Origin of the sequence: Tatumella terrea (genome assembly GCF_039523755.1) — a bacterium.
Taxonomy (GTDB): Bacteria; Pseudomonadota; Gammaproteobacteria; order Enterobacterales; family Enterobacteriaceae; genus Tatumella; species Tatumella terrea.
The window spans coordinates 237,239-253,725 of the sequence record NZ_BAAAFX010000002.1 but is presented as its reverse complement, the minus strand read 5'-3'; the positions used below and the strand labels follow the sequence as shown (position 1 = coordinate 253,725).

General features: G+C 54.5%; 11 protein-coding genes. 7 read left to right on the top strand and 4 right to left on the bottom strand.

Annotation, left to right across the window (positions count from 1 at the left end; genetic code table 11):
• Window positions 1–46: 46 nt before the first annotated feature.
• On the bottom strand, window positions 47–1,303 hold the full coding sequence (gene gabT / locus ABD035_RS01210) for a 4-aminobutyrate--2-oxoglutarate transaminase (RefSeq protein ID WP_343867027.1): 1,257 nt from the start codon (window positions 1,301–1,303) through the stop codon (window positions 47–49).
• 114 nt (window positions 1,304–1,417) lie between these two features.
• On the opposite strand from gabT, the gene pdxR reads away from it, so the two are divergent.
• Entirely contained in the window at window positions 1,418–2,932 is a 1,515-nt protein-coding gene (gene pdxR / locus ABD035_RS01205) for a MocR-like pyridoxine biosynthesis transcription factor PdxR (protein ID WP_212713144.1), read from the top strand.
• A 37-nt stretch (window positions 2,933–2,969) separates the two neighbouring features.
• Here the strand turns inward: pdxR and ABD035_RS01200 are convergent, their stop codons facing one another.
• Entirely contained in the window at window positions 2,970–4,346 is a 1,377-nt protein-coding gene (locus ABD035_RS01200; RefSeq protein WP_343867023.1) for an aldehyde dehydrogenase family protein, read from the bottom strand.
• 277 nt (window positions 4,347–4,623) lie between these two features.
• On the opposite strand from ABD035_RS01200, the gene ABD035_RS01195 reads away from it, so the two are divergent.
• Window positions 4,624–5,382 carry a glycosyltransferase family 2 protein gene (locus tag ABD035_RS01195; RefSeq protein WP_343867021.1) on the top strand — a complete coding sequence of 253 codons (759 nt, stop codon included), beginning with the start codon at window positions 4,624–4,626 and terminating at the stop codon, window positions 5,380–5,382.
• Window positions 5,383–5,656: 274 nt separating this feature from the next.
• On the opposite strand, the gene ABD035_RS01190 is transcribed toward ABD035_RS01195, so the two are convergent.
• The gene (locus tag ABD035_RS01190; RefSeq protein WP_343867019.1) at window positions 5,657–6,997 is read right to left on the bottom strand and encodes an MFS transporter; all 1,341 of its coding nucleotides are present in this window, start codon (window positions 6,995–6,997) and stop codon (window positions 5,657–5,659) included.
• Window positions 6,998–7,115: 118 nt separating this feature from the next.
• Window positions 7,116–9,146 (bottom strand): choline transporter, encoded by a 2,031-nt coding sequence (locus ABD035_RS01185; RefSeq protein WP_343867017.1) that lies wholly within the window; start codon window positions 9,144–9,146, stop codon window positions 7,116–7,118.
• A gap of 263 nt (window positions 9,147–9,409) precedes the next feature.
• Between ABD035_RS01185 and betI the strand changes: the two genes are divergently transcribed.
• From betI to ABD035_RS01160, 5 genes are all read left to right on the top strand, one after another.
• The gene (gene betI, locus ABD035_RS01180; protein WP_212713149.1) at window positions 9,410–10,015 is read left to right on the top strand and encodes a transcriptional regulator BetI; all 606 of its coding nucleotides are present in this window, start codon (window positions 9,410–9,412) and stop codon (window positions 10,013–10,015) included.
• 3 nt (window positions 10,016–10,018) lie between these two features.
• Window positions 10,019–11,491, top strand: coding sequence for a betaine-aldehyde dehydrogenase (betB, locus tag ABD035_RS01175; RefSeq protein WP_343867015.1), 1,473 nt, complete (start codon window positions 10,019–10,021; stop codon window positions 11,489–11,491).
• Between the two features lie 22 nt (window positions 11,492–11,513).
• Complete coding sequence (gene betA, locus ABD035_RS01170) at window positions 11,514–13,193, top strand: choline dehydrogenase (protein ID WP_343867013.1); 1,680 nt, start codon at window positions 11,514–11,516, stop codon at window positions 13,191–13,193.
• Window positions 13,194–13,488: 295 nt separating this feature from the next.
• Entirely contained in the window at window positions 13,489–15,726 is a 2,238-nt protein-coding gene (locus tag ABD035_RS01165; RefSeq protein ID WP_343867297.1) for a catecholate siderophore receptor Fiu, read from the top strand.
• A 49-nt stretch (window positions 15,727–15,775) separates the two neighbouring features.
• Window positions 15,776–16,450 (top strand): Fe2+-dependent dioxygenase, encoded by a 675-nt coding sequence (locus ABD035_RS01160; protein WP_343867011.1) that lies wholly within the window; start codon window positions 15,776–15,778, stop codon window positions 16,448–16,450.
• Window positions 16,451–16,487 lie beyond the last annotated feature (37 nt).

The following is a 16,487-nucleotide window of genomic DNA, read 5'->3' as shown; positions in this document are numbered from 1 at the left end:
CCGGAGAGGAACGGTCTCCGGAACAGCACATGAGAAACTCTCGTGATCAGGCAGCGTTTTCCTGCAGTGCCCGGGTCAGAATGGTCAGTCCCTGACGGAACTGTTCCGTCGGGATGGTCAGAGGGTACAGGAAGCGGATAACATTGCCTTTCTGTCCACAGGTCAGCAGTAATAAACCGGCTTCCATGGCAGCCGCCTGCACCTTACGGGCAACGTCTGCCTGATGGAATTCCACAGCCACCATCGAGCCCAGTCCACGAACTTCGTTGATGGCCGTACAACGGGCCTGCAGCTCCTGCAGACAACTCACCAGCTCACCGCCCAGTTGTACTGAACGCTGACACAGCTGTTCTTCATCGATAGCATCCAGTACCGCATGTGCTGCTGCAATCGACAGCGGGTTACCGGCATAGGTACCCCCCAGACCGCCCGGGTTCGGGGCATCCATCACTTCTGCGCGACCAGCCACGGCTGACAGCGGGAAGCCACCGGCCAGGCTTTTCGCCATGGTGATAATGTCAGGTTTCACATCGAAGTTTTCCATCGCAAACAGCGTCCCGGTACGGGCAAACCCGGTTTGCACCTCATCGGCAATCAGCAGGATGCCATGTTTGTCTGCCAGTTCGCGTAGCGCGGTCATAAAGGCGTTCGGCGCCACACGGAAACCACCCTCACCCTGTATTGGCTCCAGCACGATAGCCGCCACGTTATGAGGCGCAATATCGTAATGGAAGATATCGTCCAGGCTGTTCAGGGCCTGCTCAACAGTGACTTCTTTTTCATCCGGGAAACGTCCGTGGAACACGGAAGGAACCATCGGCCCGAAATCCTGTTTGTAAGGAGACACTTTTCCGGTCATCGCCATCGTCATCATGGTACGACCATGGAACGCGCCACCGAAGGTGACCACGCCGTGACGGCCGGTATAGCTGCGGGCAATCTTCACCGCGTTCTCTACCGCTTCTGCACCGGTAGAGAAGAAAGCCGTTTTAGCCGGGCCTTCCACCGGAACACGCTGGTTAATACGTTCCGCCAGAGAGATATAACTTTCGTAAGGCACGATCTGGAAAGCCGTATGCGTGAATTTATCCAGCTGTGCTTTGACCGCCGCCACGACTTTCGGATGGCGGTGCCCGGTATTCAGTACCGCGATGCCACCAGCAAAATCAATAACTTCACGTCCTTCAGTATCCCAGAGTGTGGCATTCTCGGCTTTGCTGGCATACCAGTCACACATGACAGCATTGCCACGTGGCAGCGCATTTTGCTTGCGTTGATTTAATGTATTTTTAGAATCGCTCATGATGTTCCTGCCTCGTTAATCTGGCTGATGGACTTTTATTAATAAACTCCGTTTATTTATCCTGCCATTTGAGGTAGTTTCCAGAGCCATTCATCATCAAAATGAGGGAGCCAATTGCGGACACTCTACACCGACCACCTTCTGGAGCGTTTACAGTTTGAGCAGCATGGCAGACTGCATCAGCGCGTCCTGCGGGTCTTACAGCAGGCAATTATCGACGGTGTCTTTCCGCCGGAAACACGCTTGCCATCGACCCGTGATTTAGCAAAACAATTGGGCGTTTCACGTAACACCGTGATGAATGCCTATGACAGCTTGCTGGCAGAAGGTTATGTCACTTCCCGCACCGGCAGCGGAACACGGGTAGCCAGCACCCTGCCTGAGTTCTGCCTGAACAGTGCGCAATCCGCTGAGCCTCCTCATCCCGCGCAGACCCAGCCGCCCAGCCTTTCGTCACGCGGTGCCGCACTGCTCGGTTATGCCACCGCCTCCCCGCATCAGTGGGGGGCTTTTGTGCCCGGCGCTCCGGATGTGACGGCGTTCCCGCATAAAACACTGAGTAAAATCCAGGCAAAACTGCACCAGCAACCGGAAATCGACCAGCTTATTTACAGTAATGGCGGCGGATGCCCGCACCTGCGTCAGGCGCTGGCGGATTATCTGCGGGTTGTCCGTTCCATCCGGGCCGATGCCGATCAGATAATCATTACCGAAGGGATCCACCAGGCCGTTGACCTGGTATCCAGGGTACTCTGTGACCAGAATGATCCGGTCTGGATAGAAGAGCCTGGCTATTGGGGAACCCGTAACCTGTTGAGGATCAACGGACTGGATGTGCATGCTGTTCCGGTCGATGAAGAAGGGATGATCCCCGAAATTACCGCCCGCCATCCGGCCCCGAAAATGGTGTTTGTCACCCCCTCCCACCAGTATCCGTTAGGGGTTCACCTGAGCCTGAGTCGCCGGAAACATCTGCTGGCGATGGCACGTCGCCATCGTTTCTGGATAATTGAAGACGATTATGACAGCGAATTTCGCTTCTCAGGCAGCCCGTATCCTTCGCTGCAGGGCCTGGAAGAAGATGCTCCGGTACTTTATATGGGGACCTTCAGTAAAACGCTCTATCCCGCGTTGCGTATCGGTTATCTGGTGGTCCCCAAAAACCTGCAGCAACCCCTGCGCACGGCAGCGGCCGAGTTATATCGCGGAGGACATTTAATTATTCAGCGGGCGGTATCGGAATTTATCAGCCAGGGCCATTATGCGGCCCATATCCGCCGGATGCGCCTGCTCTACAGTCAGCGGCGACGGTTTCTGCTGGGGCTTATCCAGCGGTACCTGGGTGAAGCCTTTATGCCACCCTATAACCATGATGCAGGGCTGCATCTGGTACTGAGATTACCGGATAAGAGTGATGATGTTGCCATTGCCCATGACGCACTGCGTAAAGGTGTCAGCGTGCGACCATTATCGCAATATTACATGCAACGTCAGAAAAAACGCGGGTTACTGCTGGGATATGCCTGTGTTAATGAACAGCAGATTTTCACGGCGTTTCATCTGCTGAGACAATGTCTGATCAATGCCGGACTTTGTCGCGTGCGCCCTCTGTCACCGGGCGATAGCTAAAAAATACCCTGTCTGCTAAGACAGGGTAGGATTCAGATTAACGGCGGTTACGCCAGACCGTCTGAATGTTACAGAACTCATGCAGCCCGAAGTGGTTTAGCTCACGGCCATAACCGCTTTTCTTCACACCCCCGATGGTTACCCGCGGATCTGAAGCGCCATAACCGTTAATAAAGACGGCGCCGGTCTCCAGAGTGAGCGCGAAGTGATCCGCCACGGCTTCATTCGCGGTCCATACGGTCGCACTCAGACCGAAATCGCTATTGTTAGCCAGTTCCAGCGCATGGTCGGCATCTTTTGCAGTGATCAGGGCCGCGACAGGACCAAAGATCTCCTGGCGGAACGCGGTCATTGACTCAGTGACATCGGCCAGAATCGTCGGCGCATAATAGTTACCGGCGCCCTCAATCTTCTCACCACCGCACACCAGACGCGCGCCCTGCTTCAGGGTTTCAGTGACCTGATTGTGCAGTTCATCACGCAGATCATAACGCGCCATCGGACCGAGGTAGTTCGCTTCATCCAGCGGGTCGCCCATCTTCAGCGCCTGTAACGCCGCCAGGAAGCGGGCTTCAAATTCAGCCGCCACCGGCGCTTCGATAATAAAGCGTTTTGCGGCCATGCAGACCTGTCCGGTATTCTGATAACGACCGGCTACTGCCGCTTTTACTGCTTCGTCCAGATCCGCATCGGCCAGCACGATAAACGGGTCGGAACCGCCCAATTCCAGAACCGTTTTCTTCAGTGCTGCACCGGCCTGGCTGGCAATCGCTGCACCCGCACCGACACTGCCGGTCACGGCCACGGCGGCAACACGCGGGTCTTTGATCAGTGAAGATACGCCCTCATTGGTCACATTCAGTAATTCGAATGTCCCTTCCGGGAAGCCTACGGTATTCATCACATCCTGCAGTAACGATGCACATCCCATGACGTTCGGCGCATGTTTCAGGACATAAGTATTCCCCGCCAGCAGCATCCCGGCGGCCCCGCGCAGCACCTGCCAGTAAGGGAAGTTCCACGGCATCACCGCGAGGATCACGCCCAGCGGACGAAACTCCTGCCAGGCTTGCTGATTTTCCACCTGGGTCGGCTGTGCCGCCAGGACGGCCGGGCCATTGTCCGCATACCATTCACATACCTGCGCACATTTGTTGACCTCGGCACGGGCCTGGGCGATCGGCTTACCCATCTCCAGGGTCATCATTTCCGCCAGTTCATCACAACGTTCACGCAGACGAACCGCCAGGGTGCGTAACACTTCAACACGATCATCCATCGAAGTGACCCGCCACTCTTTCAGAGCGGTAGTACTGCGCTGCAGGCTGCTTTCGATGGCATCGCTCCCCTGAAACGGATAACGGGCAATTTCCTCACCGGTAGTGGGGTTCAGAGATAATGCATAATCAGTCATAAGAAATCCTTACTGCAATGTCAGGGAGAATGGATACACCATACGCCGGGCAAATGCTGATTTAAAATGAATATTTATAAAGAAGTTGCTCACAAATTAAGAAAACCTTCTGCGATGCTTTGCAGACGACCTGCCGCTGCTTTCCCGGTGCCCCTGCCCTTCCGGCCGGGATCACACTTTGCTGAAATACCAGCACGTTCACATCAAAAGTCCATCAGAAGGCGCATCGGTTAATTATAATCGACTCTTTTACAGGATGATCCTGGTCAGACCGCCTATGATAAAAATAACCGTCTGTCTGCTGACGTATAATTCCGCACGCACCCTGGAGGCCGTGTTAGCCCCGGTTTTTCAGTTTGCCAATCAGGTCATTGTCCTCGACTCCGGCAGCAATGATGAGACCTTGTCTGTCTGCCGTCAGTACGGTATTGAGCCACGCTACTGCCCGTATGAAATGCACGGTAAACAGATGAATAACGCGATCGCCCTGGCAGAGCATGACTGGGTTTTTTGTCTGGACAGTGATGAGATCCTCGATGAAGCCACTATCACTTACCTGCGCCGGTTAAAAGACTCACCTGCCCCCTTACCCCCGGAGCAGGCGTGGTGCATCTCACGCTACTGGTACGTGCTGGGAGAACAGGTTCAGACGATTTATCCGGTCTCCTCCCCCGACTATCCTGTACGTCTGTTTAACCGTACCGTTGCCCGGTTTAATGACCGTCCGGTCGACGATGAAGTCACCGGCCCGGTGCTGACGCAGATAATCCCGGGCCATGTGCGGCATGATACCTTTTACTCATTGCATGAAATGTTCAGCAAAATGAATGCTTACACCACCCGGCTGGTCCGTTTCCGGAAAATCCGGCCTTCACTGTTGCGCGGAGTGATCAGCGCCATCGGGGCATTTTTCAAATGGTACCTGATGAGTGGCGCCTGGCGGCAAGGCAAGGTCGGTGCCGCCACCGGCCTGTATGCCACTCTCTACAGTTTCCTGAAATATTTTAAAGCCTGGTATCAGCAGACGGACAAATAACCGTCAGCAGATCCGACCGGCGCAGGGACGTACTCCGCCAGCCTGTATGTCATCCTCTACAGTTTCCTGAATATTTTAAAGTCTGGTATCAGCAGACGGACAAATAACCGGCAGCAGCCGGCACAGGGACGTACTCCGCCAGCCTGTATGTCATCCTCTACAGTTCCCTGAATATTTTAAAGTCTGGTATCAGCAGACGGACGAATAACCGGCAGCAGCCGGCGCAGAGACGTGCTCCGCTGGCTGTTGCCGGTCAGGCCATGGATACCCGCGCTCAGGGCCAGGGCTCACGCTGATGCTCCTCTTCCGGCATCGCGGCCGGGTCGGTATCGGTTTCTGCCGCCTCATCTTCCGGCGTGGTCACCATCGTGTTCTGAATATCTTCTTCATCCAGCGTCGGGTTCAATGCCGCTGCCAGCGGTGAACTCACCAGACCATCGGTCAGAGGGACGTGCGGAACCTGGCTTTCCTGCAGCGCAACCGGGACCGGCGATCTGAACCAGGTCAGGCCGATAATCACCACGCCACAGAGGGCAAAAAACAGATACAACATATTGCCCCCCAGAGGCTGCATGACCGCACCGGTGAGGAGTGGCCCGATACTGGCCCCGATACCATAGGACATCAGCAGACATGCGGTCAGAGAGACACGGCGTTCAGCCACAATCCGGTCATTGGCCATCGCCACCGCCAGCGGATATAACGCAAACTGCATCATACTGACCACAAAAGAAATACTGAGGATAGCGATAAAACTCAGATGTTTCATGAATGCCAGCGGGAGCGAGACGACCAGAAATAAAATCGCGATAAAAAAGAGCAGATGCCCGCGATCATAACGGTCGGATAACCAGCTCAGCGGAAACTGCGTCACCAGTCCGGCAAAAATAGTGGCAGCCATAAAGGTACCGATCTGTGAGGTGGACAGCCCCATCTGGCTGGCGTAGACCGGTGCCATGCCATAGAACGCGCCGATCACCATGCCGGTGACCAGGGTAATGATCAGGATTTTCGGGATTTTCTTCAGAAAATAGCCCAGCTCCAGCGGAGCCGGTGACATGGGCTGCACTTTTGTTCGTGTGGTTAAGGCAATCGGTACCAGACACAAGGCAAAACAGAGGGCAACGATCAATAACGGTAGCATACCGAAGCCGGTTTCCAGCGATAAGATAATCTGCCCTGCAGATAACCCCAGGTATGTCGCCACCATATAAAAACCGAAAATAACGCCACGCTGATCAGACTCTGCCTGATCATTGAGCCAGCTTTCCAGCACCATATACTGGCTCATCATGCATAACCCGATGATAAAGCGCAGCACAATCCAGACCGGAATATAGCTACTGAGTCCGTGACCAATGACTGACGCGGTAATAATCCCGGCACAGGCGACATAGGCACGGATATGTCCCACACGGGCAATCAGGTTATGCCCAATCTTTCCGCCGACCACCAGCCCGACATAGTTTGCTGCGGTGATCAGACCAATCATCGTACCGCTCACATTTTCGTGGGCCAGTCTCAATGAAACATAGGTTGTCAGCAGGCCGGAGCCGAGCAGCATCAGAAGTGTGGTGGTGTACAGGGGCAGAAAGGTATTGAGGATTTTTTGCATTACATCTCCCTGAGTGCAGTTCACAGGATGCGATAACGCCGGAAAAACATGCTGACCGGGGCCGTTCCCCGGCCCCGCAGAGAATGGCAGAGGCTTCCCCCTGCCGGGTCAATCATCCTTACAAGTGCGGAAAATTGATATGATTTCCAGGTGCTTCCCGGTGTAAATGAATAAAGTTCAGATGGCGTTCATATTGATCAAGGATATCAATGATCACCTGCTCTTTACTGTAGTCCATTAAATCATTGCCCTGGCTCCCTTCAAGCAAAAAAGTTTCCAGGCGATAGTAACTGGACTTGCCGCTGCGTGCCCGATAGGTGAAGCCGGGAATCGAATACTTCTGTGGCCAGATCTCATAAACAAAGTTCTGCTCTTCCCCCAGATTCACGGTCAGAGAAAGATGCCCCAGGTCGTCATCCCCTTCCGGCAGCAGGTTTTCAGAGGTCACATTCGCACCGCGTAATTCGAGCTCTTTCGCCACTTCCTGCATCGCCGGCCAGCAGGTCTGCTCGAGCATTTCGCGGGTATACCCGGTGCCCGGATAGTTCATCAACCGGGAAAGCCGTTTTTTCCAGCTACGGCGGTCATGGGCCGTTGCCAGATAAGGCGCGGTATCACGGCTGGCACTGACACGACGGTAATCTTCAACCTTCAGCGATTTATACAGCCCCGCCATCACAAAGAAAATGACGAAACTGAACGGCAGCCCCATGATCACGGTGGTACTTTGCAGCGCCGAAATCCCGTTAGCCATCAGCATTCCCAGCGTCAGTACCCCAATAACGATAGACCAGAAGATACGGATCCAGTTAGGGGCATCACTGTTGATATCTTTCAGACGCGAGGTGAAGTTCCCCAGCACCAGCGCCCCCGAGTCCGCAGAGGTCACATAAAACAGCAGGCCGGTAATGGTGGCCACCGACGCACTGAAGGTAAAGGCCGGATATTGTGCCAGCAGGTTATAAAAACCGCGCTCAGGATGCTGCATAACATCGTTGGCGAAGCTGAGGTTACCGTGAATAATCTGGTAGAGCGCAGCATTTCCGAACACCGACAGCCACAACAGGGTAAAGGCAAACGGAATAATCAGGGTGCCAAGCACAAACTCGCGGATGGTACGGCCACGGGAGATACGCGCCAGAAACAGGCCGACAAACGGCGACCAGGCCACCCACCAGGCCCAGAAAAACAGGGTCCAGTTATTCATCCATTCGGTCGGACGATCAAAAGCAAAGGTGTTCAGCGTCATACCCATAAAGCGGTTAATATAATCACCGACATTCAGCACCAGCGCATTCAGTAAAAATTCGGTATTGCCGAAGAATAAAACAAAGAGGATCAAGCCCAGCGCCAGCAGGACATTAAGTTCGGAGAGCAACCGGATCCCTTTATCCACCCCGGAGGTGACCGAAATGGTCGCGATAACCACGGAGAGCACGATCAGGGCGGCTTTAGTACTGAGGCTGTCCGGGATGTGAAATAACACATTCAACCCGTAATTCAGCTGTACCACACCAATTCCCAGCGTGGTCGCGATCCCAAAAATGGTACCCACCACGGCGGCGATATCTACCGTATGCCCGATAGGGCCGTTTACCCGTTTACCAAATATCGGGTATAAGGCCGAACGGATGGTCAGAGGGAGGTTATAGCGATAACTGAAGTAGCCCAGCGCTATTCCCATCAGGGCATACATCGACCAGCCGGTCACTCCGTAATGGAATAAGGTCCAGACCATCGCTTGTCTGGCGGCTTCCAGTGTCTGACCCGACCCTTCCGGGGGTTGCATATACTGGGTGACCGGTTCGGCAACCGAGAAAAACATCAGGTCAATACCGATACCTGCGGCAAACAGCATGGCCGCCCAGCTCGGTAAGCTGAACTCCGGTTTTGAGTGTTCGGGGCCAAGTTTAATCGCACCAAAGCGTGAGCCTGCCATAAACAGAACGAAGACGATATACAGGGTCGCGGCCAGCATGTAATACCAGCCAAAAGTGGCGGACACCCAGTTGACTGTCGACTGAATTATCCTGGCTGAGGTGTCGCTGAAGAAGAACGTCATCAGCGAAAACAGCAAAATTAATCCTGCGGAGGTGTAAAACACCACCGGGTTAATTCTGTCTTTTCCTTCGGCGGGCGGGTGGTTCATTCAATACCTCCGGTTACTAAGCGATGTGAAAACTGCAGGCTTGCCCGTGGGTGTTCGTGGATAACCCCCGGATGCCGCCATTACGGGCTGACAATAGTCTCTGCTAATACTCCCTGTAGCAGTTATTTATTCTGAAGTCAGGACGTTTCTCCTGACCGTATAGCAGTCTGAGGGGTTAATCATAACAATTTCTTTTTTTATATTGAACATCCAATCAAAAAAAGTTTTAATACTGCATAACAAAGTCTCGGGGAGTCAGCGGTATGCCTAAAGTAGGTATGCAACCCATTCGTCGGCGTCAGCTTATCGATGCCACACTGGAAACTATCAATGATGTCGGGCTGCATTACGCCACTATTGCACAGATAGCCAAACGCGCCGGTGTTTCAACAGGGATCATCAGTCACTATTTCGGGGATAAAAACGGACTGCTGGAAGCCACGATGCGTGATATCACGTCACAGCTTCGGATTGCCGTGCTGAGCCGGTTGAAGCAACTCCCGGCGGCCGATGCCAGTGTTCGTCTGTCGGCGATCGTTGATGGTAACTTTGATGATACACAGTTGCACAGTGCCGCAATGAAGGCCTGGCTTGATTTCTGGGCCAGCAGTATGCACCAGCCGATGCTGCACCGGTTACAGATAGCCAGCAGCCAGCGGCTGCTTTCGACACTGATTGCTGAATTTCGCCGTGAATTGCCCAGGGACAAGGCCAGAATTGCCGGTTACGGATTATCAGCACTTATTGACGGGTTATGGCTGCGCGCCGCGCTGAGCGGAAAACCTTTCGACAAGGCGTCAGCGAAAGCGCTTACCACCCAATTCATCCGCCAGCAGCTGGCGGACAGAAAATCAACTGACGGAGAATAAACTATGTCACGATTCGCAGAACAGTTACTGTACATCAACGGGGCCAGTGTGCCCGCACAGAGCGGTTCGACGTTTCAGACGGTGAACCCCGCCAATGGAGAAGTTCTCGCCACGGTGCATGAAGCCGGCCAGCAGGATGTGGATCTGGCAGTGGCCGCCGCGCGCCGGGGTCAGAAAATCTGGGCAGCCATGACTGCCGTCGAGCGTTCGCGCATCCTGCGCAAAGCCGTGGATCTGTTGCGTGAACGCAACGACGAACTGGCTGTACTGGAAACACTGGATACCGGAAAACCCCTGAGCGAAACTCAGGCGGTCGATATCGTCACCGGGGCGGATGTGCTGGAATATTATGCCGGGCTGGCAACTACCCTTGAAGGCCAGCAAATCCCGCTGCGGGATACCTCCTTTGCTTATACCCGCCGTGAACCCCTGGGTGTGGTCGCCGGTATCGGTGCCTGGAACTACCCGATCCAGATTGCCCTCTGGAAATCTGCCCCGGCGCTGGCTGCGGGTAATGCCATGATCTTCAAACCCAGTGAAGTCACACCGCTGACCGCACTGAAACTGGCCGAAATCTATACCGAAGCCGGTGTACCGGATGGCGTCTTCAACGTATTACCGGGTACCGGAGCGGTTACCGGCCAGGCCCTGACTGAACACTCTGGCATCGATAAAGTCTCCTTTACCGGAGGCGTGGTCAGTGGCCGTAAAGTGATGGCGAACTCTGCCGGTTCTACCCTGAAAGAAGTCACCATGGAACTGGGCGGCAAATCACCGCTGGTGATTTGTGATGATGCTGACCTGGATCTGGCGGCCGATATTGCCATGATGGCTAACTTTTACAGCTCCGGTCAGGTCTGTACTAACGGCACCCGTGTCTTCATCCCGTCGGCACTGAAAAAAGAGTTTGAACAAAAGATCCTGACCCGCGTTGCCCGCATCCGTGCCGGTGATCCGCAACAGCCGGATACTAACTTCGGACCGCTGGTCAGCTTTGCTCATCGCGATAATGTGCTGCGTTTCATCCGTTCCGGTGTTGAGAATGGTGCCACCCTGCTGTGCGGCGGTGAACCGCTGACCTCAGCGGGCTTTGACGACGGTGCCTGGGTTGCCCCAACCGTCTTTACCGATTGCACAGATGATATGGAAATTGTCCGTGAAGAGATCTTCGGGCCGGTGATGTCTATTCTGACCTATGAGAGCGAAGAAGAAGTGATCCGCCGGGCTAATGATACCGATTTTGGTCTGGCGGCAGGCGTCGTCACGCCTTCAATCAACCGGGCTCATCGCATTATCCACCAGCTGGAAGCCGGCATTTGCTGGATCAATACCTGGGGAGAGTCCCCGGCAGAAATGCCGGTCGGTGGCTACAAACATTCAGGGATTGGCCGCGAAAACGGACAAATGACACTGCAAAGTTATACCCGGGTGAAATCTGTTCAGGTCGAACTGGAAACCTTCCAGTCCGTATTTTAAACACTCAGCCTGAGGAATGATGATGGAATTTGATTATATTGTTATCGGTGCCGGTTCTGCCGGCAACGTACTGGCTACCCGCCTTACCGAAGACAGCAATGTTAAGGTGCTGCTGCTGGAAGCGGGCGGCCCTGACTATCGTGCCGATTTCCGCACTCAGATGCCGGCGGCACTGGCCTACCCGTTGCAGGGTAAGCGTTATAACTGGGCCTATGAAACTGACCCGGAACCGCATATGAATAACCGCCGCATGGAGTGCGGACGCGGCAAAGGCCTCGGCGGCTCCTCCCTGATCAACGGCATGTGCTATATCCGCGGTAATGCGATGGACCTGGAAAACTGGGCTAAAGCACCGGGACTGGAAAACTGGACCTATGCGGACTGCCTGCCCTACTACCGTAAAGCGGAAACCCGCGATATCGGCCCGAACGATTATCACGGCGGTGAAGGCCCGGTCAGTGTCGCCACCCCGAAAGCGGATAAAAACCCGTTATTCGACGCCATGGTTGAAGCCGGTGTGCAGGCAGGTTACCCGCGGACGGATGATCTGAATGGTTTCCAGCAGGAAGGTTTCGGCCCGATGGACCGTACCGTGACCAAAAACGGTCGCCGCTCCAGTACCGCGCGCGGATACCTGGATCAGGCCAAACAACGCAGTAATCTGACCATTGTGACCCACGCCACGACGGACCGTATTCTGTTTGAAGGTAAGCGGGCCATCGCCGTGGAATATCTGCAGGGGGACAATAAAACCCCTGTCCGGGCCACCGCACGCAAAGAAGTGCTGTTGTCTGCCGGGGCCATCGCGTCACCGCAGATCCTGCAACGTTCCGGCGTCGGCCCTGCAGAGTTACTGAAAAAATTCAATATTCCGCTGGTTCACGATTTACCCGGGGTCGGGGAAAATCTGCAGGACCATCTGGAAATGTATCTGCAATATGAATGTAAAGAGCCGGTTTCTTTGTATCCGGCACTGAAATGGTGGAATCAGCCAAAGATTGGCGCTGAATGGATGTTTAACGGTACCGGCATCGGTGCCAGTAACCAGTTTGAGGCCGGCGGATTTATCCGCAGCCGCGAAGAGTTTACCTGGCCGAACATCCAGTACCATTTTCTGCCGGTGGCGATTAACTACAACGGCACCAATGCGATTGAAGCCCACGGCTTCCAGTGTCATGTCGGTTCCATGCGTTCTCCGAGCCGCGGTCGTGTCCAGCTTAAATCACGCGATCCCCATGAGCATCCGTCGATTCTGTTTAACTACATGTCTCATGATCAGGACTGGCAGGAATTTCGTGACTGTATCCGCCTGACCCGTGAGATCATCAATCAGCCGGCGCTGGATAAATATCGCGGCAAAGAACTGAGCCCGGGCATGGACTGCCAGAGCGATGAACAGCTGGATGAGTTTGTACGTAACCATGCGGAAACGGCTTACCACCCTTGCGGAACCTGTAAAATGGGTAACGATGAGATGGCAGTGGTTGATGCAGCAGGCCGGGTCCACGGGCTTGAGGGACTGCGTGTTGTCGATGCGTCGATCATGCCCGAAATTGTCACAGGTAACCTGAACGCCACCACCATCATGATCGGTGAGAAGATGGCCGACATCATTCGTGGTCGTCAGCCACTGCCACGCAGCACCGCGCCGTACTATATCGCGGGTGATGCTCCGGCACGCACGGCACCGTTACGTAAGTAATCTGATAAGATCTTCCCTGCGGGGCAGCCATGGCTGCCCCTTTTTTTGGTCTTCTGTCGGTTTTTTCTTCAGGTTTTTTCAATTTCACCTCTTTTCAGCAATATTCATTTACATCCCTTTACCTGAAAAATGAAAGACGTCATAATGAGAATCATCATGATAATAATTCTCATTAAATTTAGCATTTGCGGAGACCTTTCGTTTGAAACCTGATTCCAATATTTCACCGGCTTTCCCTGTCTCAGGCACACTGACCATTTTCGCCAGTCTGTGTGTCGGCCTTTCTGCACCCGCGATGTCAGCCACTGAGACCGCATTAACCCCACCGACGCCTGTCGCCGGAAGCCCGAAAAAAGCCTCTGGCCCGGACGAGACCCTGGTGGTCAAAGGTACCTTACCGTCGCTTTACCTGCCACAGACACTGTCTGACCCGAAATTTACCCGCCCGCTGGCTGACACCACACGGACGGTCACGGTCATTCCGCAACAGGTGATGCAGGAGCAGCAGGCCACGACCCTGACGGATGCGCTGAAAAACGTCGCCGGGGCCGGGGCATTTTTTGCCGGGGAAAACGGCAGTACCTCGACCGGGGATACGATTTATATGCGCGGCATCGATACGTCGTCCAGTATTTATCTGGACGGGATCCGCGATATCAGCACCACGACCCGCGACACCTTCAACACCGAGAGCGTTGAAGTCATTAAAGGGGCTTCCGGGTCGGATTATGGCCGCAGCGCCCCGTCCGGGTCCATCAACCGGATTTCCAAACAGCCACTGGCAGGAACCTCTGTCGCAGGATCGGTGAGCTATGGCAGTGGTTCTGAACGACGTGCCACCGTCGACTATAATCAGATGATTAATGATACGACCGCTTTTCGTGTCAACATGATGGGCGACAAAGGTCATAGCAATACCCGTAATAATATCAGCCATGAAAAGTATGGGATTGCCCCTTCAATCGCTTTCGGACTGGATACGCCAACGCGGCTCTATCTGGATTATGAACATGTACATCAACACAACACTCCGGATGGCGGTATCCCGACGATCGGTCTGCCGGGCTATACTGCCCCGGCAGGCTTTGCAGCACTGAATAGCAGCGGGAAGGTCAACACCCACAATTATTACGGCACGGACTCTGATTTTGATATTTCCGACAGTGATACCGCGACCCTGCGTTTCGAACATGATTTTTCTGACAACACGACGCTTCGTAACACCACCCGCTGGTCAGAGACACGTCAGAAATATTTACTGACGTCGATTATGGGCGGAAACACCCAGATCACGACCCACGGCTCCGCCTCTGCGGGTGACTGGGACTGGGCGCGACTGATCAACACCAAAGATGCTCTGAACAAGATAGTCACTAACCAGACCAATCTGACCTCCCGTTTTTCCACCGGGGCCGTGAGCCACGATATCAGTACCGGGGTAGAAGTGACGCGGGAAACACAGGTCAACTACGGTGTGAAATCTCTGACGGCACCGGCGGTGAATATCTATCATCCCGACAGTGATGTATCCATTGGCGGACTGACCCCGACCGGGGCCGATGCGCGGGGAACGACCGATACCTTTGGCGTGTATGCCTTTGATACCTTACAGGTCACACCGGCGTTCGAGCTGAACGGAGGTGTCCGACTGGACAGTTACCGTACCCGCTATAGCGCCTTATCGGTCTGCGGAGGAACAGGACGCGGTGCCGTCAGTTGTCCGGCAGGAGTCTCTGCCGGGACACCGGTATCGACGGTAGACACCGCCAAAAGCGGTAAACTGTTTAACTGGAAAGCCGGTGCCCTGTATCATCTGACCCCGCAGGGGAACGTCTATATTAACTATGGCGTTTCACAGCAACCTCCGGGCGGCAGCAACTTCCAGCTGGCCGAAAGCGGAAGCGGCAACAGTGCGAACCGTACCGACTTCCAGCCACAAAAAACCGCGACGGCAGAAGTAGGCACCAAGTGGAGCCTGTTTGATGACACCCTGTTACTGAGCGGTGCACTGTTCCGTACCGATATCCGTAATGAAGTGACCCGGGACCCGATCACGCTCGACTATGTCCAGACCGGGCGCAAGCGCGTACAGGGATACGAACTGACTGCCAGCGGTAATCTGACCGATAAATGGCATCTGATGATGGGCTATACCCTGCAGAATGCCGTCGTCGAAGAAGGCAGTACTGTCAGTAATGACGGGTCCTCTGCGCTGAGTTATACCCCGAAACATGCATTCACCTCCTGGACGACCTATCAGCTGACCGATAAGCTGCTGGCCGGGGCCGGGGCCCGCTATGTGGGCAGCATGCATCGCGGGTCCGATGGTGCGGCAGGAACACCGGATAAAGTCGATAATTACTGGGTCGCCGACGCCATGGCCGGCTACCGTGTGAACAATAATCTGGATCTGCAACTGAACGTCTATAACGTCTTTAATACCCATTATGTGGCGTCCATAAATAAAAGCGGCTACCGGTACTTCCCGGGCGCAGAGCGCAGCTGGATGCTGACCGCCAACGTTCATTTCTGATCCCCGACATGCCGCAGCCTGGCTGCGGCATCTTTGCAGGAACCTGTTTATGATGCAAAAAATCTCCGGCCTGCTCAGCCCGGACGAAGTCAGACTGATCCGTAATAAACTGGCGGTCAGCCCCTGGGTCGATGGGCGGGCCACCACCGGCCATCTGGGGGCTGAGGTCAAGTCTAACCAGCAGGTCGATACCGCCAGCCATGAATGGCAGGAGTTACAACGTTTTGTGCTGGATAAACTCAACAGCCACCCGCAGTTTTTCTCGGCCACTCTGCCGGTCAATATTTCCAGCCCGCTGTTCAACCGTTACCGCGAAGGGGGCACCTACGGGTTTCATGTCGACGGAGCCGTGCGGCGTGAAGGCAACGCCTGGCTGAGAACAGACATTTCCGCCACCTTATTTCTCTCAGACCCGGACAGTTATCAGGGCGGAGAACTGGTGATTAAGGATACCTATGGCGAGCACCGGGTCAGATTACCCGCGGGGGACATGGTGCTCTACCCCTCCGGCAGTTTGCATTGTGTGACACCGGTGACGTCCGGAGAGCGTCTGGCCTCCTTTATGTGGATCCAGTCGATGATCCGTGATGAAAACAAACGTGCCATGCTGATTTCTCTCGATGAAAACATCCGCACTCTGCAACAAAACGCAGAAGCCCCGGCGGTCGGTGTTTCGTTACTGCATCTGTACCATAACCTGTTGCGCGAGTGGACAGGACAGTAACAACGCTTATCTTTGGTCTGAAAAATGAGCCACCCGG